Origin of the sequence: Treponema medium, assembly GCF_017161265.1 — a bacterium.
Taxonomy (GTDB): Bacteria; Spirochaetota; Spirochaetia; order Treponematales; family Treponemataceae; genus Treponema; species Treponema medium.
Window position 1 is genome coordinate 2,304,699 of record NZ_CP031393.1, and the last position, 21,314, is coordinate 2,326,012.

The window sequence follows — 21,314 nt, forward strand, 5'->3', positions numbered from 1 at the left end:
TGTTACATCAATGGCGCAATAGCTTTAAGAACAATGCCGGAAGCTTTAACCGTCCATTTTTCATGCCGGATAGTTTCAACCGTTACTGCACGACACTGTTTTAATACGGATTGATAATCCGTTTCAATATCTTCAATACAGTCTACACCGTATAAATACGTAGCGCATTCAAAATGATGATATAAACTTCGGTAATCCAAATTGATGGTACCGACAACGGCTTCCCGATCATCGCACACAAAAACTTTTGCGTGAACAAAGCCCGGCGTATATTCATAAATCTGTACTCCCGAAGCCAACAAAGAAGCATAATGCGTTTTTGCCAATGCATAGGGAGCTTTTTTATCGGGTATACCCGGTAAAATCAACTTAACATCCACACCGCGCTCTGCAGCAAACTTTAACATCGTTTCCATTTCCCCATCCAAAATAAGATAGGGCGACATAATATGTACATACCGATGCGCTCTGTTAAGGATATCCATATACACACACTCACCGACTCTGTTTTCATCGGCAGGACTGTCGCCGTAAGGAATAACAAAACCGGCTGCAGAAACCGGCAAGGCTTTAATGGGAACATCCAAATACTCATTAAAATTCCATTCTTTTTCGTGCAGGCTCCATAGCTGCAAAAACATCAATGTAAAACTTTTAACCGCAGCGCCGTGCAGCATAACGGCAGCATCTTTCCAATATCCGTATTTATTAATAACATTGATATACTCATCTGCTAAATTAACACCGCCGTTAAACGCGACCCTCCCGTCAATAACTAGAATTTTACGGTGATCTCGATAATTATAATGTGTCGAAAGAAAAGGAGTAAGCTGTCCGAATATCTTACATTTAATACCCAATTTTTTCAGACGATCAGGATAGTCATGGGGCAATGTAGAAAATTCGCAGGTTCCGTCGTACATAAGCCGGACATCTACACCCTCTTTCACCTTTTGCGCCAATATTTTCAAAACGCTCCCCCACATTAGCCCTTCTTCTATAATAAAATATTCCAAAAAGATAAAATGCTTTGCCTGTCTCAGTTGAATAAGCATTTCTTTCCACTTAGCTTTTCCAGAGGGAAAATAGGTTACTTCAGTTTGATTAAACACGGGATGACACCCTGTATGACGCATATAATGAGCGAGCCCCGCTATCCCCTTATCTTGTACCGACAGAGCCTCTGCAACCTGCATATCTTGCGGAATACTGTCTTGCGTCAGCGCTAAAAGATTATTCAGCCGTTTTCGTGCCAAACGGTTTCCAAGATCGCTTTGAGTATACCAAAACAATAAAGCCCCGAATGCCGGAAGCAGCATAATAACAACTAGCCATGTAATCTTTGCGGTAGGATCGATATCTGAATTGAGTAAATACAGCACCATCGCAACAATGAATAAGGACTGAACGAAAGAATAATAAGAGAAGATTTCTTTAAACCGATACGGGATGCTCAATAAAATAAACGCCTGCAAACCCAATAAGACAAGAAACACTCCTAAACGACTAAACAGCGCGCGTACAAGTCCCTTGTGTCCTTTTTTGAGTAAATATAAATATTTAAGTTTTCTCTGTTTCTTTTCTTTCGTATTTCCCTCACTTATAGAAAAGCTATGTTTTCGCTCTCCCCTACCCAATCAAAATAGCGCCATACGGATATTCTATGGTGTCGCTGTGTTCTTTTTTTCCAGCGGCGGTGAGAATGGTAAGCGGTCCTACCCTGCCGATAAACATGAGAAAGATCAGTATCATTTTACCGGCAACACTGAACTGCGCCGTTAGACCGGTAGAAAGCCCAACTGTTGCAAAGGCGGAAACCGTTTCAAACGCCATCGGTAAAAACGGCAGCGATTCGGTTACCGTCAATACGAATATGGCAGCGGACACAATCGTCAGACCAAATCCTAAAATAAGAAACGCTTTTTTTACCTGTTCATCGGGTATCGACATTTTTTTGATGATGACTGTCCGATCGTTTTTTAAGAATGAGCGGAAAAATGCAAAAACCACCGCAACGGTGTTCAGCTTAATACCGCCTGCCGTACTGCCCGAAGCGCCGCCTACAAACATTACAAAAATCATCATCAGCAATGTTGCATTGGTCAGCGAAGCAAAGGACACCGTTGAAAAGCCAGCCGTCCGTAGTGTAACCGCTTGGAAGAAAGCGCCAAGATATTGCTCATGCAGAGAGAAATCCTTCATTGCGTGGGTATGCTCCAACAGATAAAACGCCGCGAAAGAGATAAAGAGCGCACCCGCGGTCATTACAAGCACGATCTGCGTATTGAGCGGAAGAAAAAATGTTGTCTTTTTCTTCTTAAATACATTTTGTGCTCCGGTTTTTATTTTGCGTACCGTATCGTACATAACTGCAAAGCCGATACCGCCGAGGATAATCGTAAAGCTGATTGTTAAACTGATAATAGGATCGCCGGTAAAAGATTCGAGATTGTTCGGAAAGAGTGCAAAACCGGCATTACAAAATGCCGATACCGCATGGAACGCTGCAAAACCGAGCGTTTCGGCAGACACCCCCATAGTACGAGAAAATCCGAGGTATAAAAATCCGGCACTGACTGCTTCAACCAAAAATGTAGAACCAACAATGACGCGGAGCGCTTTAAACAATCCCGACATATCATCTTCGCTCACCATATACGAAACGGCCAACTTTTCTGCGATAGACAGTTTACGTCTAAAAGCGAGCATCCCGAAAAACGAAAACACCATAATGCCGAGTCCGCCGATCTGAATAAGCAAAATAAGGATAACTTTGCCGACTGTCGTTAATTCCGTCGCGACATTGATAATGCTCAAACCGGTAACGCAGACCGCAGAGGTCGCAGTAAATAAGGCAGTCAAAAAATCCAAATGATCCATGCCGGGCGTTGCTGCGGGCAACATCAACAAAAATGTTCCGGTAATGATGACCATAAAAAAAGAAATAAGCAATGTTCCCGCAGGGTTCAGCATCACCCGCTCTGTTCCGCCTGCTGTGTCCGCCGTATTCTTGATGATTTTACCGAATAGGAAAATATTTTTTATGAGTGCAAATATCAGAATCAGTTCCGACGACGTAGGAATAAAACCGATCTTTATTTTAAAAAAGATAAAGGCGGCACAAAAAAGGATGGTGCTTACACAGAGCGCCGCATGTTTTTGAAAATATTGCTGAAAGTATTTTTCATGCCGCATCGGCAAAAACGTTTCTGCAATAATAAGAAGCAAGATCACGGCATCGAGTGTGTGGATAACGATAGTAGCGGCAAGGGAAGCATAGAACTGCTGCAAAAAAAGCACTGCTAAACTAAGTATAAAGGCAACGCCTGAAAGATTTGCACGGAGTTTGATTACTATGGTATTCATATCAGTTCAATCCTTTTTCCTACTTCCTAAATGCTTTCACTTTTTCCGCAAAGTCCCGCAGCGCGGCAGAAACGCGGACGGTAACATCCGCCGTATCCATACCGCTCAAGAGCTCGATACCTTCATCGATATTGCTGACCGCCCATATTCTAAACCGCTTTTCGGCGATTGCGGTGATGACGCGCTCCGGCAAAAAGAGATTGTTTTTATTGCCCTGAGGAATCATCACACCTTGCGTACCGGTAGACCTGAGAATCGCACAGGTGTCGAAAAAGCCGGTTATCTTTTCCGAAATACCGCCAACCGGCTGCACCATGCCGAGCTGATTCAAACTGCCGGTTACCGCAATGTCCTGCCTGAGCGGGATGCCCCCGATTGCGGAAAGCAGCGTGAAAAGCTCGGCGCAGGAAGCGGAGTCTCCGTCGATCATACCGTAGGATTGTTCAAAGCAGATTGCGGCGGAAATCGACAGCGGAAAATCCGGCGCATATTTTTGCCGGAGAATCGAGCTGATGATGAGGTGCGCCTTATCGTAAATTTCGCCGGAAAGCCCTGCCTCCCGCTCGATGTTGATAATACCGGCGGTACCCGGCGATGCTTGGGCGGTAACGCTCACCGGTATGCCGAAGGTATGGAAGCCGCGCTCCTCTACGGCAAGCCCGTTGATTTTTCCCACTGCAGTACCGGATGTGTCGATTAAAATCTCTTTGAGCTGCACCATCTCGGCGAATTTTTCTTCGGGTAAGGCCGCAAGGTAATGCCGCCGCTCGATTGTTTTGGTAATGATCTCATCGGTGATAAGCTCGCACGATTGTTGTTTCGCCGTATAATTCGCCTCCGCAACAAAATCCGCAATCTTCGTAAACTGAGCGGAAATCAAATGCCGGCTCTCCGAAAGTTCAACCGTATATGCAAGCAACTTCGCATACCCCGAATCGCTGAACGGCAGCGAATGCCGGTCTTTTACAAAGGTTTCGATGAGCGCCAAGACGGCGGCCAAGTTTTCATCCGTCAGCGGCATCACCGAATCAAATTCTGCGCATACCTTGAACAGCTTATAAAAGTCGGGATCCTCCTGATAGAGAATCTCATAGGAATATTCGCCGCCGATGATGATAACCTTCAGCTGTGCAGGAATCGGTTCGGGCTTTAAAAGAGAAGGCGTATGCGTACCGGCGGGCGGCGCTTGCACGGCGATACGTCCCGACTGCAGCACCCGCTTTAAATACACCCACGAATCTTCTTCTTCCAAAAGGTCTTTCAGCCGCAGCACCAAAAAGCCGCCTAAGGCACGGTGTACTGCTCCGCCGCGCAACCGTAAATGACCGTTCAGCAGTCCGTCTTCTTCATCACCGTGTCCTTCAATCGTCCCGAAAAGATTGGAAAAATTCGGTTGGTTTTCGTCGATAACGTAGGATTTATCCTCCGTATTTTCGCAAATCAGATTGATTGCATACCGTCCGAAAAAAGCCTTCTTGTGCCGCGGCGACTTAAACGGCGCTGCATACATCACGGCACGGGCAATCAAATCCGCCTCGGTCTTTTTTAAAAAAGAAGCAATCTTCTCGTTGTGTTTTTTCTGCGTATCGGTTTCGGCAGGATAGCCGTTCAACAGTGCACGAGCCTGTCCAAGCTCCGCCGCAATAATCGGTTTGAGTAAATCGATGTAGAGCTGCTTGAGTTTTTCTTCCGCCTCCGTTCGGTTTTTCCGCAGCAGGGCAAAAAGATCGGCCAGCTCATCAAGCGAGCGATAATATGTTTCACGCAAATCGTTGAGCGCTTGTTCGGAAAACTTCTTCCGCGCAACCAGCAGCTGCAGCTCCCCGAACGGAACCTCTTTTCCTTTAATGAGCGGAATCAAATCGACGGATTGATTGGAATCGTCTTTCAGCTGCAAGAGTTTAAATCCCCGCGACAGCATCGTTACTTCAAAATTTGCAAGCAGAGAATTTTCATCGCTGTCGACCGCCGACATAATCTTCTTTTGAGCCGACAAAAAATTCTCAGATTTTTCAATCTGCAGCGCCTGTTTATAGAGAGCTTCAACCGCATTTTTGAGGCTGTGCTGAAACTTCTTGCCCTCACCTGCCGGAAAAAACAGCGCGATCGGTTCCGCCGGATGCCGGTAGTTATGCGCATACGCAATATCTTGCAAGGCGGCGGTATTTGGTTTATAGTCCTTGAGCAGCGAAGAGAGAACCGTCCGGCGGCCTGTTCCCGGCGCTCCCATAATAAAAATGTTGTAGCCGTCGTCCCGAATATTTAAGCCGAGTTCCAATGCGGACACCGCGCGGAGCTGCCCGACAATCGGCTTATGCGGCGCCTTTGTTTTTAATGCGGCGATTTTCGATTCCGGTATATTGAATTGAATTTCTGAAAGCGGAAGCTCCTGTGCCGAAGCCTGCTGCGGGATGTTTGACGTTGATGATGTATTCAATAGCTTCACTCTCCTCAATGATTATGAGATACAAAAGGCACCTCTAAAAACTCAGGTATAGTTTTTAGAGGTTCCCAAAAGGAAAAAATATGACCGATCTGTTACTAAGCGAGCTTGTAGTTCTGCTCCTCTTACTGCCGGTATTACTGCGCCCGTTTTCAAAAAGCTTAAAAAAAGGCCGCGCAATTCCTATTCTACCTTTTCTGAGCCTCTTTGTCTGTATCTGTATTATCATCGGACAGGGAATTGTCCTCTATCTTTTTATTCTCGTTCTCTTTGTACTGATTGTCTGCCTCTCGGAAATAATACGACTGATTGCGTTTTTCCAAGGGATGCTGAACGATTTTTACGGCATCGCATCGATGATGCTGCGCATTGTGTTACTGTGCCTTTTTTGCGGAGTAGCGTATTGCGCATTCAGATTTGCACCGGAAGCAAGTATCAGAACCGAATATCCGCTAACCGTCCGTTCTATCGAATTAACCGACAAAACAAGCGCCGCTACCGATAAAGGTACAGCCGAACAAACCGCCGATTCCGCTTCACCTGATTCTTCCGCTTCGCGGAATCCTATCGAAGGATTGTTGATTGAGCGGCAGGGCGGCGCCGATAAAAGAGCGCTGGTGATTATTGCCGAAGCTTTTCCATACACCGAACGGCCGGAAACGCTCGCCTCTCTTCTGGCGGATCAAGGCTATACCGTTGCGGAAATCACTCGACTGAAACCGCGCGGCATTATTCCGCGCATCGAACTCTACCGCAAGCTGCTGCACCTTATCGGGAAAAAAGAGCAGCGATATTTAATAAAAGAAGATGACCCGCAGACGGCTGCATTCTTTGCCGACTTTCTTGAACAAACGGTTGCGCGTTACGGACGCAATAAGCGGATATTTTTATATACGGAAGGAATCTATACCGATTTAGCCGCGCACTTTTGTACGGAAAATCCGGGCGTATTTACCGGTGTGTTTTTCAGCCTTTCCGAAGAAGAGCCGCTGCCGTCCGCCCCCGACGGATGGATACAAACCATGCGGGAACACAATCCTGAACTTCTGCCTGAGGACAATTCAGCGGCGGACACGGCCGCCCTCTCTGCTGCAGCATCAGATCAAGCAGCAGGTGCCGACGGGAACGGCTCGGCTAAAACGGCTCCCGTTGTTTCCACATCCGCAGCTCCGGCAACTGCCGCGCCCCAACCGACTTCGGCCGAAGCGGCATCGCAGCCTCTTACTGCCCCCACACAGCCGGTGCGACCGCTGCCGTTCTGTTGTTACATCCGCCCCTACTCCGAACTCGCAGGCTTCGGGCAACTGCGCGCAGAGGATGCCCTCGCAGCAGAACTCTTGGGCAGCGGCCGCAGTATCGGCAGGCAGGACAAAGCCGCAGCAGCCGCGGCATTTAACCGGTATGCACTACTGTTTTGAACTGCTGACCCCGGAGACTATCTATGACGCGGCTGCATTCGTGCGGCAGCACGAATACCGCTGCATCGATCTTGCAGAGCAGCTGCGGCTTTGCTTGTACCCCGACTATGCTCCGCGGTATAAAAAGGCGGCGGCTATCTATACCTGCCCGCAACGGCAAACTTGTCTGCAACCGCAAAAAATCTGCTGCGGGGTCTTACTGTTCAGTACATACGGGCTTTTGTTCCACTGCATCGATACGGACATCCCTGAGGAAACGGTCTTAGCTCTCGGCAGATTTTTTTTAAGTGAGGACTTTCCTTACACGGAACTCCACGCCGTTGCGGGCATCCGCGAGCATACGCTCCTCTTTGAGCGGGTTATGTCCGAAACAGCGCATATCCAGCTCGACGCCGCCGTAGATTACTACCTCATGCGCCACGCAAAACCTTGTACGGATATATTCTTTCAAACCGCGCAGTCCAAGCTGAATGCCGCACTGTCCATTGAACGCGCAACGGAGAATGATCTTACAGAACTCTTCCCGCTCCAGCTCGATTATGAACATACCGAGGTTGCCTACGAAGGCCGCCCGATAAACCCCGCTGTCTGTAAACTGTCGCTGCGCGCCCGCCTTACAACCGAATACATCTACAAGGTCTCAGCAGATGGGCGCATCGTCGCAAAGGCCGGAACCAATGCGCAGGGCTTTCACTGGTTCCAAATCGGCGGCGTCTATACCCTGCCCGCATACCGAAATAAAGGATTAGCCGCAGCCGCCGTTGCGCATCTTATTAATACCCACAGCACAGAAGCGCACGGCTTCGCACTCTTCGTAAAAACCGCCAACACGGCCGCCCTCCGCGTATACGAAAAGCTCGGCTTTGAGCAGTGTGGGCTGTTTAGAATGAGTTACTGGAAGGCGGGGGCGAAGATAGGGGAATGAGGGAAAGACTTGCAATTTTTGCTGAAAGATAGAAAGCACATGTAATGCAAAATATTTACAAATAAACTCTATTGCTATACAATACACTAAAAAGGAGGAGTATGCAGTTATGGCACAAATTAGTTTGAGAATTGATGATGATGTAAAAAGGAGTGCAGAACAAGTATGTGCAGATATTGGTATATCCCTATCTACGGCAATCAATATTTATCTGAAAAAGCTTGGGAGAGAAAGACGTATACCTTTTAAAGTGAAAGCTGATCCATTCTATTCTCCTAAAAACAGCGCAGTGCTTGATAAAAGAGCATTAGAAAGTATCCCATTACTCCGCTTTTACCCAGCGAGTTACACCTGTTCTTAACAGCCGGAATTCGCGTTTAATTAAAATGAGGATCGGAATTGCTGTTACCAGTTCAATGAACAGCGTACCGTAGTACACACCGCGGACACCGGTAAAACGGGGCAACAGCAGCATCACGGGAACATACAGTACAACTTGCTGCATAACGGCAATTATGGAACTGCTTAATCCTTTATTGATTGCGGGGAAAAAACTTAACGTTAAAAACGTGAGCGGCATCACAGGCAGCAGCGCCATAAATATCCTAATCTGTATACTGTTTTCCGCGGTAATCAATGTGCGGTTCATCATAACACCGGCTGCCGCTTCGGGCATGGTGAGCGCAAAACCCCAAAAGGGAAGCACGAGTATAAAAGAAGCCGTTACAAAACATTTAAATGCGGCAATCACACGTTCGGACTGCGCCGCTCCGAAATTAATACCGATAATGGGAGGCATCGCAATCATAAATCCGACAAGCGGTTGTATGACAAAACTGAACAGGCGGGTAACCACACCGTAAAAAGCGATATCGTGAGCAGTCCCGTAACGGGTAATAACGTTCAACACCAACATACTCTGCAAGACCATCATAATTTGCATAATAAAAGCGGATAGCCCCATCTGGACAATCTTGCCGATAATATCGTTATCAAACCTGATAGCATATACACGGGACAATGAAGCATCGGGAGCCTCAGTTGAATAATCAATGAGCTGCCGTACCAGCGGTGAACGGCTCACATACAGCATACAAATCAGCGCCTGCGCAATCATACCGATGTTCGTACCGATTGCAGCCCCCTTAATGCCCTGCTTGAGCAAAACCATCAACACATAGTTTGAAAGCCCGTTTACCACCAAACCGATCGCCATAATGACGGCCGCGGTTTTCATTTTACCTTCAGCGCGGATCAGCGTATTGAGTGCAACGGCATATATCCAAGGAAGCGCCCCCCATAAAAGGGTCCGGTAATACACATCGCCGAGTGCAAGTTCATTTCCCCTGCCGCCCATCGCAAAAAGCAGCGGCTGCGAAAAACGAAAGCCTAACAGCATTACCGCCGCCGAAGCGATAAGCACCAGCGCATTCGCATTCCCTAATAGCCGCCGCCGAATATCGGTATCTTCCGCACCGATCGCTATACTTAATAGAGAACCCGCTCCCGTTCCGATCAGAAGCCCGAAGCCGGTAAGCGCAATCACCGGCGGCAGCGCAATAGAAATACCCGCAAGCGAGCCTTCTTCCGCAAAGCGCCCGACAAATATTCCATCAAGCACATTGTTCGCTCCAAGCAGGAACATCGCAATAACTGCCGGCCATGAAAAATCTATTAAAATCTTCCACAGATTGCCGTTTAAAATCTGTGTCCGTTGTTTTTCCGTTTCCATGTTTACTCCTGCGTACCGGTTGTCTGGGGCAAATACCTGCTTGCCATTTGCAGCTGATAGTTAATGACCAGTTTACAATACAAAATTGAAGAAATATACGCATTACAGGTTAAAACGATAACGCGCGCTAATGACGGCGTATACTGCGGATTGTCCATAATAGTAAAACCGGCATAAAAAGCCGTTGCATACAGTATAAAGAAAAACGGCAGAACAACAAAAAAATTTTTTTTGAAAATAGCTTTACTTTCGGCGATAATATGCTTCATCTTCATACTTTCTTTTTTATACACCAAGATGGTCGGTACAAACACCAATCGGCTGAACCAATATAAAAGAAGAATAAAAACCACCCCTTTACCTATCCAATCCATAACGGAGGCAAACCCAGATGCTTCCGGTTGTGCCGAATGGAAAGTAAGCATAACTACGGCAACCGGTATGGTGATAATAATCAACTGAATAAGATAAATAACATAGAGGTGTAGAATTACGGCAAAAATAGAATTGAAAACAACATTCCCTATCTGTTGTTTTATATATGCGCGTTGAAAATAGACAATAGCGGCTGTTTGCAAAACAGCTACGGCAAGAATTAAAAGCGTGATAAAAGAATTCACCGCCTCATTTGAACCGGTAAACATAGACATGATATTTGAAACAACTGCCAAACCTATATAGACAAGAGTATAGTTTATAAACGGTTTTCCCAGAAGCTTCATATCGGATACAATGGAGCGAATAAGATTGATGAATTGTTTCATACCGGTTTCCCTTTTTGATGAATAATGACTGCACCAATCATAATCAATATCCGATGTTTTTACAACGAAAAAATATATTTTTTAGGAAAGACCGAAGAAATACACAGGGATTCCGCATTATAAATATTTTAAGCGATTTCCTGCCTTACTGTGCGAAACACATCGTTGACCTTTCATAAGGGGTATTCTATAATTACGGAATGAAAAGCACTATTACCATTGAAATTTGCGCAGGCTCGCTCGATGATGCAATTACAGCCGAAAAAGCCGGCGCCGCAAGAATTGAATTAAATTCTTCCTTGTTTTTGGGAGGACTAACACCCTCGCTCGGAACGCTTCTCCTTGTTAAAAAAGAGACAAGCCTCAAAGTGATGACAATGGTTCGCCCCCGCGCCGCAGGATTTTTATACACCGCATCCGAATTTAAGACGATGAAAGAAGATGCAAAACTGTTTATCGACAACGGAGCAGACGGTATCGTATTCGGCTTTTTAAAAAAGAATGGAACGATAGATGAAAAGCGATGCGAAGCCCTCATCAAAATTGCAGGCGATAAAGAAAAGGTATTCCACCGCGCCATCGATGTCGTACCCGATCCTCTTAAAACGCTTGATATCCTGATTGATCTCGGCTTTACCCGTGTACTCACCAGCGGACAAGAACCGACCGCCTACGAAGGCATGGAGCTGATCGCTGCGATGGTTAAGCATGCAAAAGGCCGGATAGAAATTCTGCCCGGCGGCGGCATTACAAAGAAAAATGCGGCGAAGCTCGTAAAAGGCACCGGCGTCAATCAGATTCACTTTGCAGCGTTAAAAGCCGTTGCCGAACCTTCGACGGCAAAGAATCCCGCCATCTACTACGGTGGCGCACTCTACCCGCCGGAAGACCGGTTTGAAACCGCCGACCTCGGCGCGATGTCCGAAATTATCGGCACCGTAAAATAAGCGCTGGGGATATGAACCCCTCTGCACAAATAAGCGCTGCATCGGTTTTGTACGGGTTTGCCGGCTCCGGCGGCGGTGTAATTCTCCGATTGCCTGAAGCAGATACAACCAATACGTTTTTTAAAACAATACAAGGCCGACCGCAGCGCCGGCAAGAATTAAAAAGATAGGATGCAGCCGCTTAAACAGTATTTGCACAAGTAAGAAAAGGCAAAAGACGGCTGCAGCTTTCCAGTCAACCAATTCCGTCCACTGCCGCGAAGCGTAAAAGGCAGGCAATGTGAATACTGCAACGGCAAGTACATTCCATGCCGCAGCGGCAATCATCCCCGCAGCTCCCGCCCGAAGCCCATACATAGTGTTCTTAACCGGTGCCGCATTTTGAAACGATTGGGTAAAGCGGGCGATTAACACAATGACAATCAGCGACGGCAGCACCATTCCGGCAGTCAACACAAGGCTGCCCCAAATACCATACAACTCATACCCTACATAAGTCGCCATATTGATGCCGATCGGACCGGGGGTCGATTCCGAAACGGCAATCATCGCAATAAACCGCTCCGAACTGATAATTGATCGGGAAACCAGCTCCTGCTGCATCAAGCTGATGGCAACCAGTCCGCCGCCGATGGTAGAAAGACCGATATACATAAAAAGGAAAAACAAACCGAACAAGCTCATTCTTTATCCTTCTTACGGCGGACGGAAGCTCTTTTGCCGTTTCTGATAATCTGCGCACAAAACCCGATAATACCGGCAGCAAGTACTATCAAGATACCAGACACATTCCACACGGACATCGCGAGAAAGGCGCCGACGGCAATCCCCGCGGTAACAAAGTCGGTAATAATCTTTTTGCCGAAAGTAAAAACCGCACGGGCAAGCAGGGCGGCAACAGCAACATAGATGCCTTTCATTGCGCGCTGTATCCATACAATATCGGAAAAGCGGGAGATGGAACCGGCTATCAGCGTAATGACAATCCACGAAGGACACACAATCCCTATCGTGCTCACAATCGACCCCGAAAGACCAGCGCGCTTATACCCGCAGAACGTTGCAACATTCACCGCAATAATTCCCGGCGTACACTGCCCTATCGCAAAGTAATTCAGGATTTCTTCTTCCGTCAGCCACTTTTTCGATTCTACCAATTCTTTCTGCAGCATCGGCAGCATACTCATACCGCCGCCGAAGGTAAAAAGCCCTATCTTAAAAAAAGCAGTGAACAACTGCACATACCGCATCAATCCGTCTTTCATAGCTCATCTGCCTCCTTGTTTTTATCCATGCCGAGGGTTTAATACCTGACGATTTACGTCTACGCCCTGCATCTATAGACCTGTTCGATAACTGCGTTTTCGAACAGGTTTTATGTACTACTTTTTAAAAAGCCTCAAAAACTTTGCTTTAAGCTTTGAAAGAGCTGAAGGAGCTTGAGCCTTTGCCGTTTTCTCTAATTCAACAAAATCCCGAGCGGCATCATCGAGACTGAAATCGTTGCCGTTCTTTTGCTTGAGCCTATCCCAATGCTTGACAATCCAGACATAAATATCGCTCTTCGTCCGATCTTTAAAATCGGAAAGCAGCTTATATTTATCTATCACAGCGATAACCGGAAGATACACCGTTTTAAACCAAGAAATCAGCGCATCGCTAAAATCAACAACCCCGCCGCAAGCGTCGGAGTATGTTGTTCTTATAAGGTGGTTGCAGTCGGCTTTAATACCCTTTGTTACGACGCAGCGCGTCGGGGTATTAAACCCTCCGCACGAATCGATTTCGGTATGCTGCTGCTCATTCATATAATACTTATGGACAAGGATATGATTATAGATGACATCGTAGCGGCCGGCTGCGGTAAAGTCCAAATCCCAGTAATCGGTTAGATCACCAAAATGTGTTTCATTATAAAACACCCGCTTTTCGTAACGGATAACCGCAGTAAGCAGCGTATCCAGTCTGACATCAGGCGGCAGCTGCACCTCACTTTGCAGCGAGATCACTTCGGCATCGATAAACTCAACGCCTTGCGTCTTTGCTACCGACACTCGGTGATTCCCGTCCCGAACAAAATACAATCCGCCGAGCTCATACAGCTGAATGGGCGGCAATACAATGTCGGACAAATGAGCTTGATCGACATTAACCCACCGCTGCTTCAATTCATTTGAACGGGGTAAAAAACGGTTGTCAAAATCATTATAGCGCCCCTCACTGCCGACTATCTTGTTGATCGGAACCGTTTTAAGCCCGACATACACCTCATTCTTCGGCTTTAAAATCTTTTTTACGTCGTTCAAAGAGAGAAGCCGTTTTTTATCGGGATGCATAACATTCTGCATCTCATTGATCCATGCCTTATTGCGCGCCTTGGAAAAATCTTCTTGTGCCTGAAATCTAAAAGCATCCGACTGCATAATAGTAGTATAATGGTAGTAAATAAAAAACGGCCTGTCAAGGTAATGAAAAACGGTGCAAAATTTTAAATAAATTTTGCACCAATGGAAAGCAACCGCTTGATATATTTCCAATGCGGTTGCATGGTCATCCTAGTCTAATCTATCGGAGTCTTGTCAATATACAATGGCTGTGATAGTATGCCCCCCGTGATACGGTTTAAAAAGTACCTGCTTGTCTGTTCCGCGCTTTGTGTCGGAGTTTTATGCTGTTCCTGTTCTCAGGATCGGTTCGGCTATCTCTATACCAGCTTACGCGAACACCGCAAAGAACAGAAAACCTTGGTCGCTTTATTGGAAAAAGAACAGGATGCTCAAATACGGTTCGCCCTTATCGACAAAATTACTTCTCATTTACAAGCTGAGCATAAAATAAAATCACTGGCAGTGTTCCTGCAATCCGTTATTGACGCAGAACCGGACAATCCGTATAATGCCTACTTTCTTTTACGGCTTGCGGCAGCGTATCGGGAAGCTCAAGAAGACGCTATTGCCGCATATTATTTTGAATATGCCGTTCAAAATTATTCAGATATGATGGTGAACGGACAGTCAATCCACTTACTCTGCCTAAAAAATCTGATAGAGCTTGTCGGAACCGGCAGAAAATCGATTGTTTATTATTCACGGCTTTTGACCGATTTTTATAATGAGTTCGATCCTGCACAAGCATATTTTATGCTTGCACAGACTTATGAAAAACAAGGGGAATGGCAGCTCGCGATTCAGGCTTATACGCAATTTTTAAATCTGCACCGGTTTGATGTTATCATTCCGGGGATTCCCGACAGTTACGGCTATGCGCGCAAGATTGTCGACTATAGTACATCGACAAAAAGCTGGACATTCAATACGCTCGACGATCTTGTAAAGACTATCAAGACAGCAATCCGTTCACGGGACTATACGACCTTGGAACGGTGCCGCTCAAAGGTGAACTTCTTTGCGATGTCGTGGAAGCAGGAGTTATCCGATACGCAGCAACAGCCTGATACGAATCTAAAGGATTTTATGTACGGCAGTGCTATCAGTATTGCCCCCGAACTGGATCCGTCCTCAACCCCTTACGAAGCTTATTTAAGGACTTCCGGTTGGAATCAATACATCCGTACATGGTACCTCTACTTTAGAAAAATCAACTTTCCTGCCGATCCGGCAATTCACGGCCGTTGGGAATGGGCAGGCATCTATTATGGAGAAAAAATTTGAGGATGTGTATGTGTATACGTTTTACCGGTAAAACACCGCATATAAAACACTTCTGCGTCGGCATCATAGCAGGGGCATTGTGTATTCACCCTATCTATGCGAGCACCCAGCCCAAACCGGGAATCTCGGATGCAGAAGTCTTAAATAAATCACTTTTACAAAATTTCCAAAGCAATACATTACTACATAATACGCTTATTCCTCACGGTCACCCGCTAATCGAAAAATTCCGCAAGCAGTATATGTGTACCGACGGCTACAACTACCTTTCAAAAATCATGAAGCGTTCCGCTCCATACCGCGATTTTATCATCGAGCTGCTGGAAGCGGAAAATATGCCTGCCGAACTGCTGTTTCTGCCTGTCATCGAATCGGGTTTTTTTGAAACAGCAACTTCAAAATCAGGCGCCGTCGGAATTTGGCAATTTATGAGGAACAGTGTCGGCGGCTTTAACATCCATATCGACGATTGGGTTGATGAGCGGCGCGATCCATGGAAAACGAGTGTCGCTGCGGTCAAAAAGCTGAAGTGGAATTACAGTCAATTCAATGACTGGCCGCTTGCACTCGCTGCCTATAACAGCGGAGTAGGAACAATACGAACCGCTATCAAAAAAGCCGGCAAGGCGGACTATTGGTATCTCGCAGAACACGGATATCTAAAAAAGGAAACACTGTACTATGTGCCGAAGTTTCTTGCCATTGCGGAAATACTTTCCCGCAGCGAGGAACTCAACATCGATTGGGGAAAGACCGAAGACCATCAGCCCACTTCCACCATCGAAATCAAACGGGCAATCGATGTACGGTTGCTTGCAGAAGAGCTCGGACTTGAATCCGAAGCGATTAGAAAACTCAATCCTTCGCTCCGTTACTTTATCACGCCGCCGAGCATCAAATATCAGCTGCGCCTCCCCTCGGCTTATACTGAAGCGGCACAAACAGTTCTCAGCCAATCGGATAAACTGCTGATAAAATACTATCAGTATCGTATAAAATCGGGCGACACCCTCTATGCGCTCGCAAAACACTACGGAGTCAGCGTTCAAAGCATCTTGAACTACAACGCAGGTCTTAAACCGGAAACACTGAAAATAGGAAAGACTATTTTAATTCCTGCATTAAAGTCGGTCGGAACCTATTCGGGCAAAAGCACTGCGCAGGCAGGTAATTTTGACGGTACGCATACTATCCGGCAGGGCGATACGCTGTGGGCACTTGCGTTAAAATACTCGGTTTCAGTCGAACTTTTAGCCCAAAAGAACAATCTATCGGTAAATAGTGTCCTCAAGTTAGGGAATACCCTAAAAGTGCCGATACTGTAACGAGGACGTATCTATGAAATATTCACTCTCCCTTACCGTTTTCGTTTTATGTACTTCGATCTTCTGCTACGGCTATCCGTCAGGGATGGAATCTCAAACAGTACAAAATTGGGAAACCGCCCAAGTAGATTCAAAGATCACGATAGATTTAAATAAAAGCGGACTGTACCTGCCGACCGATAGAAATGCGGCAATACGGCTCATTCAACAGAATCGTTCTTCTCTCTTAAAGAATGCCTATCTTTCTATATTGGTGGATTCTTCCCACAGGATCGGCAACTATCTAGCAGAGGAAAAAATTTCTTTCACCGATATAAATACTGTTATCAACAACGGTAAAAGCACAGCGCCTATTCTCTCTCAAGAATTACAAACAGCTATTGTCTATCATCAAAATCCTTTACAGGGACTTGCAAACCTCTTTATAAAACACAATGCGCCGTATACTCCGTCATTTTTTCCCCTCGGTACGGCGAGCAAGGTATATACCGGCATTTTAATCGATGCCCGCGGGCAGCTTCCCGTACACGGCGAGTATTCCAGCGAACAGCTCAATCCGTGTCTGTTTCCGAAAATCTGGAATAAAAACATGAATCTGATTTACGAGAAGAACATCGTAACCCCCGCTCAGGCAAAAAAACAAGGTATCGTTTTATATACCGGTACTTTGGATGAAAGTGAATATCGGGACAGGATCGGTACGGAGCCTTTGCGGATCATTGCACGCGGCGTATTCGGCGATAACCGAACGGATCCCATTATCAGCAACGAAGATGCGGAGCGGATTCTTGCAAAAAAGGAAAATATCGAACTGTTGCGCCAAGGGAAGATCGTTATTGTATGCGATAAAGACACGTTACAAGTTTCTCCGACGTATCCGCTTGAAGATGAACAGTTCTACTTTATGTACCGTGATATAGAAAAATTCTTCTTAGACCGCGAACCCGAAAGTATCAGCGTCAAAGCGCCTAAAAATATTATTAAAATTACTATGTATGATATCCGATTCGTGGCGGATTCGCCTGAAATTCTCCCCGACGAAACAGGTCGTATTGATGTAATTGCAGAAGCGCTTAAAAAAGTCGGCCCGAATACGCACTTCTTAATCGAAGGACATACGGCAGACCTTAACCGCCCTGAGGGTGAGCGTATTCTTTCCCTTCAGCGGGCAGACAAAATTGCTGAAGAACTTGCAAAACGAGGGATCGAAGCAAGTAGAATGCAAACCGCCGGATACGGAGCAACCCGTCCTATTGCACCGAATGATACTTCCGAAAACAGGGCAAAAAACCGCCGCGTAGAAATTACCATCCTGCGCGACTAACGGGAATAAACCTCTAAAAACTTCAGCTTTTAGAGGTTTTCCTTAGATTTAATCTGCGATGTTTCAGTTTAAGTCATTATAATACATAGACTTAACCTGAAACTCGTTGGTCATCTCTATTCCGGAGGATGCGAAGCAAATTAACCGAGTTGTTAGAGATGACGAGGAGTTTATGTATGAAGATAAAACATATTGCATATTTGTGTTGTATGATTATGACGTTCAGTCTTTTTTCGTGTATGACTGTCCCTAAAGAATCCGAAATACCGGAAGATTCTACCCCTGCAGATCTAACGCAAAAAGCGCAGGAAGCCTTTGATTCGGGGAATTACCGTGCGGCGCGCATCTATTATGAAGTTATCTTAAAGCGTTTCGCAACCGATGAGAGCGCTTGCGTTGCTGCCGAATATGAAATTGCGCATCTGCATATCAAAAAACACCAATGGAAAGATGCGTATACCATACTTGAAAAGATCATTGCAAAATATGAGGGACCGATGGCAATGCATTTACCGCCCGATTATTATAAACTTGCAAAAATCGACCATACCCGCGCTGCGGAAAAACTCCGCATCAAGACAAAGAAGTAAACTCCGCCGGTTTTTGCACTGTGTTAATGTTGTATTATGGTATTGAACGGAATAGATCGGATATGTGATTTCGATTCTCTTTTTAAAGGGAAAAAACTCGGTGTTATCACTTCGCTTTCCGGTCTTTCTAAAGATTTTATCCCTTCGTGGAAAATACTTGCAGGGCGATATACGGTACGCACCCTCTTTGCGCCTGAGCATGGGCTTTACGGCTGCGAAGACGCCGGCGCAGTGTGGGAAGGCGAAAACACATCCGTTTCCGGTATTCCGCTCTACAGCCTCTACCGGCAGGACGGGCAAGATTTTAAGCCTGCTATGCTGGCTGATATCGATACCTTGGTCTACGACATTCAGGATGCCGGCGTCCGATTTTATACCTATATTTCTACATTGATACTCGCAATGCGGGCTGCATCGGCACAGGGTAAGGATTTTATTATACTTGACCGACCTAACCCACTCGGCGGCATTAAAACAGAAGGCAACATCGTAAAAAAAGACTTTGAAAGTTTTGTCGGTATGTACCCGCTGTGTATCCGCTACGGTTTAACCGCCGCCGAACTTGCACGAATGGTACACACGGAGGAACAGCTGCGCTGCCCGCTGCACATTGTGCCGATGGCACAATGGCGCCGCGATATGCTTTTTACCGAAACCGGTCGCGTATGGATACCGCCCTCCCCCAACCTGCCGCACTTTGACAATACGCTCGCCTATCCGGGCACCGCGTTGTTTGAAGGTACTGATGTATCGGAAGGTAGAGGTACCGCAAACCCGTTTACCCTTATCGGCGCTCCGTATATCGATGCGGAACAACTTGCCGATACGATGAATGCTGCAAAGCTACGCGGCGTGCATTTTTTACCCGCCCGTTTTACCCCTTCCGCATCCAAGTATGCAGGTGTGCCGTGCTATGGCGTACAGCTTTTTATCACCGACTACAAAGCCTTCGAGCCGGTTAAAACGGGCGTAACGCTTTTGTTTGCCGTTAAAACCGCCTATCCCAATGATTTCCGATTTTTGCCCGCTCCGGAAGCAACCGCCGCGGACGGAAACCTTTCGGCATCGATAGACCGGCTCGGCGGAGACAGCCTATTGCGGACAGCCTCTTCCGCAGCCGAAGTGTGCAGCATATTTGAAAAAGAAGCGGAAGCTTTTTACCGGCGTATCAGACCGTTTTTTATCTACTCGTAGGAGAGAACAGCTATGAACAGCACAATATTAACCGAATATATCGGACAGATGTTTGCCTGCGGTTTTCCGGGAACGGAAATGCCGGAAGATTTTATCGCATTGGTAAAAAAATACAAGGTTGGCAATGTCATTCTCTTTAAGCATAACATTACAAGTCTCGCGCAGCTCAAGACGCTCTGTGCAGATATACAAACCTTGATTACCGCTGAAACCGGACACCCAGCCTTCATCACAATTGACCAAGAAGGAGGCGCTGTTTCACGGCTTGCCGAAGACTACTATAACGTGCCGGGAGCAATGGCACTGGCGGCAACCGGCGATGAAATGAACGCCTACACTGCCGGTAAAATCACGGGAGAAATTCTCCATGCACACGGCGTAAACTTTGACTTGAGTCCCGTGCTGGACGTCAATTCCAATCCGCATAATCCGGTTATCGGGGTACGTAGCTACGGAGATGACCCTACCCTTGTCGGCCGCTACGGTCTCCAGATGGTACGGGGACTCACCGCAGGAGGAGTACTCAGCACTGCAAAGCATTTTCCCGGGCACGGCGATACATCAGTCGATTCGCACCTCACGTTACCGACCGTCCGTAAATCAAGAGCGGAACTGGAAGAGATGGAAATTGCACCCTTTGCGCAGGTCATCAAAACAGGACTGCTTCCCGCAGTTACCATCTCGCATATTCTCTTTCCTGCCATCGATAAGCAATTCCCTGCAACCATCTCGAAAAAAATCGTAACCGGCTTATTAAAAGAAAAGCTCGGATTTAGCGGATTGGTTATCAGCGACTGCATGGAGATGAAGGCGATGCAAACGTACTTCGGCACCGCGGAAAGCGCTGCGGCGGCAATCAATGCAGGTATCGAACTGATTTTTATCTCCCACACCATACCGACTGCCTGCGCCGCCATCGAAACGGTAACGCGCGCCTGTGCGGAAAAGCAGATTTCTGTAGCAACCATCGAACAGGCAGCCGGAAAGATTATCGATTTAAAAAAGCAATTCAAACCCGCACAGCCGCTGTCGGAAAAAACGATGGAAGAATATCGAAAAACCATTGCAAGTCTCCGGCGCAAAACGCTGACGGGCTATCATCTCCCTGAAAGCGGATTTCCCAACCTCGGCAGCAAACCGTTTTTTACCGGCCCGCAGCCGTTCATTGTTACCAATGCGTCGAACGATGTCGATAATTCAATCAGCTTTGCACGTTCCATGCAAACCGCATTCGGCGGCGTCGGTATCGATACGTCCATCGACCCTGACGAAGCGGAAATCGCGCGAATCGTTGCGCAGGCGGAATCGGCCACCGGTATTGCCGCAGCGAGCTACAACGGACACGTAAAACAGGGACAGCTCAAATTGATCCAAGCCCTCGCCCGCCTGCATAAACCGATGATCGCCGTTGCCCTGCGCAATCCCTACGACCTCGGCTGTCTGCCCGATAACGTCTGCGGCCTCGCTGCCTATGAATACAGCAACACGGTGCTATCCTGTATCACCGAGATGCTCAAAACGAATGCCAAACCGGAAGGGCATTTCAGCGTTGCTATCCCGGAGATAATACTGAAATATCTTTAATGCCTTATATTGACAGATTGTATTTATATAA

Annotated in this window: 18 protein-coding genes; 10 read left to right on the forward strand and 8 right to left on the reverse strand. The window is 46.7% G+C overall.

Annotated features, from left to right (window positions below):
* Positions 1 to 2: 2 nt before the first annotated feature.
* The 3 genes from DWB79_RS10050 to DWB79_RS10060 form a co-directional block, all read right to left on the reverse strand.
* A complete protein-coding gene (locus DWB79_RS10050; RefSeq protein WP_252722480.1) occupies positions 3 to 1,385 on the reverse strand; it encodes a phospholipase D-like domain-containing protein in 1,383 nt (460 codons plus the stop codon).
* A 244-nt stretch (positions 1,386 to 1,629) separates the two neighbouring features.
* On the reverse strand, positions 1,630 to 3,366 hold the full coding sequence (locus DWB79_RS10055; protein ID WP_016523936.1) for a TrkH family potassium uptake protein: 1,737 nt from the start codon (positions 3,364 to 3,366) through the stop codon (positions 1,630 to 1,632).
* 19 nt (positions 3,367 to 3,385) lie between these two features.
* Positions 3,386 to 5,803, reverse strand: a complete 2,418-nt coding sequence (locus DWB79_RS10060; RefSeq protein WP_016523937.1) for a Lon protease family protein — start codon at positions 5,801 to 5,803, stop codon at positions 3,386 to 3,388.
* 89 nt (positions 5,804 to 5,892) lie between these two features.
* Between DWB79_RS10060 and DWB79_RS10065 the strand changes: the two genes are divergently transcribed.
* From DWB79_RS10065 to DWB79_RS10075, 3 genes are all read left to right on the forward strand, one after another.
* Positions 5,893 to 7,227, forward strand: coding sequence for a hypothetical protein (locus DWB79_RS10065; protein WP_016523938.1), 1,335 nt, complete (start codon positions 5,893 to 5,895; stop codon positions 7,225 to 7,227).
* On the forward strand, positions 7,211 to 8,152 hold the full coding sequence (locus DWB79_RS10070; protein WP_016523939.1) for a GNAT family N-acetyltransferase: 942 nt from the start codon (positions 7,211 to 7,213) through the stop codon (positions 8,150 to 8,152). Before DWB79_RS10065 ends, DWB79_RS10070 begins: the two co-directional genes overlap by 17 nt.
* A gap of 109 nt (positions 8,153 to 8,261) precedes the next feature.
* Positions 8,262 to 8,513, forward strand: coding sequence for a type II toxin-antitoxin system RelB/DinJ family antitoxin (locus tag DWB79_RS10075; protein ID WP_016523940.1), 252 nt, complete (start codon positions 8,262 to 8,264; stop codon positions 8,511 to 8,513).
* Here the strand turns inward: DWB79_RS10075 and DWB79_RS10080 are convergent.
* The gene (locus tag DWB79_RS10080; RefSeq protein ID WP_016523941.1) at positions 8,475 to 9,884 is read right to left on the reverse strand and encodes an MATE family efflux transporter; all 1,410 of its coding nucleotides are present in this window, start codon (positions 9,882 to 9,884) and stop codon (positions 8,475 to 8,477) included. The two genes, DWB79_RS10075 and DWB79_RS10080, sit on opposite strands and share 39 nt — an antisense overlap.
* A 2-nt stretch (positions 9,885 to 9,886) precedes the next feature.
* Positions 9,887 to 10,648, reverse strand: a complete 762-nt coding sequence (locus DWB79_RS10085) for a hypothetical protein (protein ID WP_016523942.1) — start codon at positions 10,646 to 10,648, stop codon at positions 9,887 to 9,889.
* Positions 10,649 to 10,848: 200 nt separating this feature from the next.
* Here DWB79_RS10085 and DWB79_RS10090 point away from each other — a divergent pair, with 200 nt between their 5' ends.
* On the forward strand, positions 10,849 to 11,595 hold the full coding sequence (locus tag DWB79_RS10090; RefSeq protein WP_016523943.1) for a copper homeostasis protein CutC: 747 nt from the start codon (positions 10,849 to 10,851) through the stop codon (positions 11,593 to 11,595).
* Between the two features lie 120 nt (positions 11,596 to 11,715).
* Here DWB79_RS10090 and DWB79_RS10095 read toward each other — a convergent pair whose 3' ends face one another.
* From DWB79_RS10095 to DWB79_RS12130, 3 genes are all read right to left on the reverse strand, one after another.
* Positions 11,716 to 12,279 carry a chromate transporter gene (locus tag DWB79_RS10095; RefSeq protein WP_016523944.1) on the reverse strand — a complete coding sequence of 188 codons (564 nt, stop codon included), beginning with the start codon at positions 12,277 to 12,279 and terminating at the stop codon, positions 11,716 to 11,718.
* Entirely contained in the window at positions 12,276 to 12,860 is a 585-nt protein-coding gene (locus tag DWB79_RS10100; protein ID WP_016523945.1) for a chromate transporter, read from the reverse strand. The genes DWB79_RS10095 and DWB79_RS10100 overlap by 4 nt, the downstream gene beginning before the upstream one ends.
* Before the next feature lie 117 nt (positions 12,861 to 12,977).
* On the reverse strand, positions 12,978 to 14,018 hold the full coding sequence (locus tag DWB79_RS12130) for a hypothetical protein (protein WP_016523946.1): 1,041 nt from the start codon (positions 14,016 to 14,018) through the stop codon (positions 12,978 to 12,980).
* Positions 14,019 to 14,198: 180 nt separating this feature from the next.
* Here DWB79_RS12130 and DWB79_RS10115 point away from each other — a divergent pair, with 180 nt between their 5' ends.
* The 6 genes from DWB79_RS10115 to DWB79_RS10140 all read left to right on the forward strand — a co-directional run bounded on the left by DWB79_RS10115 (position 14,199) and on the right by DWB79_RS10140 (position 21,283).
* Positions 14,199 to 15,266: a tetratricopeptide repeat protein gene (locus DWB79_RS10115; protein ID WP_016523947.1), complete on the forward strand. Its 1,068-nt coding sequence runs from the start codon at positions 14,199 to 14,201 to the stop codon at positions 15,264 to 15,266.
* A gap of 8 nt (positions 15,267 to 15,274) precedes the next feature.
* Positions 15,275 to 16,591, forward strand: coding sequence for a lytic transglycosylase domain-containing protein (locus DWB79_RS10120; protein ID WP_016523948.1), 1,317 nt, complete (start codon positions 15,275 to 15,277; stop codon positions 16,589 to 16,591).
* Between the two features lie 13 nt (positions 16,592 to 16,604).
* A complete protein-coding gene (locus DWB79_RS10125; protein ID WP_016523949.1) occupies positions 16,605 to 17,915 on the forward strand; it encodes an OmpA family protein in 1,311 nt (436 codons plus the stop codon).
* A gap of 176 nt (positions 17,916 to 18,091) precedes the next feature.
* On the forward strand, positions 18,092 to 18,505 hold the full coding sequence (locus tag DWB79_RS10130) for an outer membrane protein assembly factor BamD (protein ID WP_016523950.1): 414 nt from the start codon (positions 18,092 to 18,094) through the stop codon (positions 18,503 to 18,505).
* 36 nt (positions 18,506 to 18,541) lie between these two features.
* The gene (locus DWB79_RS10135; protein ID WP_016523951.1) at positions 18,542 to 19,699 is read left to right on the forward strand and encodes an exo-beta-N-acetylmuramidase NamZ family protein; all 1,158 of its coding nucleotides are present in this window, start codon (positions 18,542 to 18,544) and stop codon (positions 19,697 to 19,699) included.
* A 12-nt stretch (positions 19,700 to 19,711) separates the two neighbouring features.
* Positions 19,712 to 21,283, forward strand: coding sequence for a glycoside hydrolase family 3 protein (locus DWB79_RS10140; protein WP_016523952.1), 1,572 nt, complete (start codon positions 19,712 to 19,714; stop codon positions 21,281 to 21,283).
* Positions 21,284 to 21,314 lie beyond the last annotated feature (31 nt).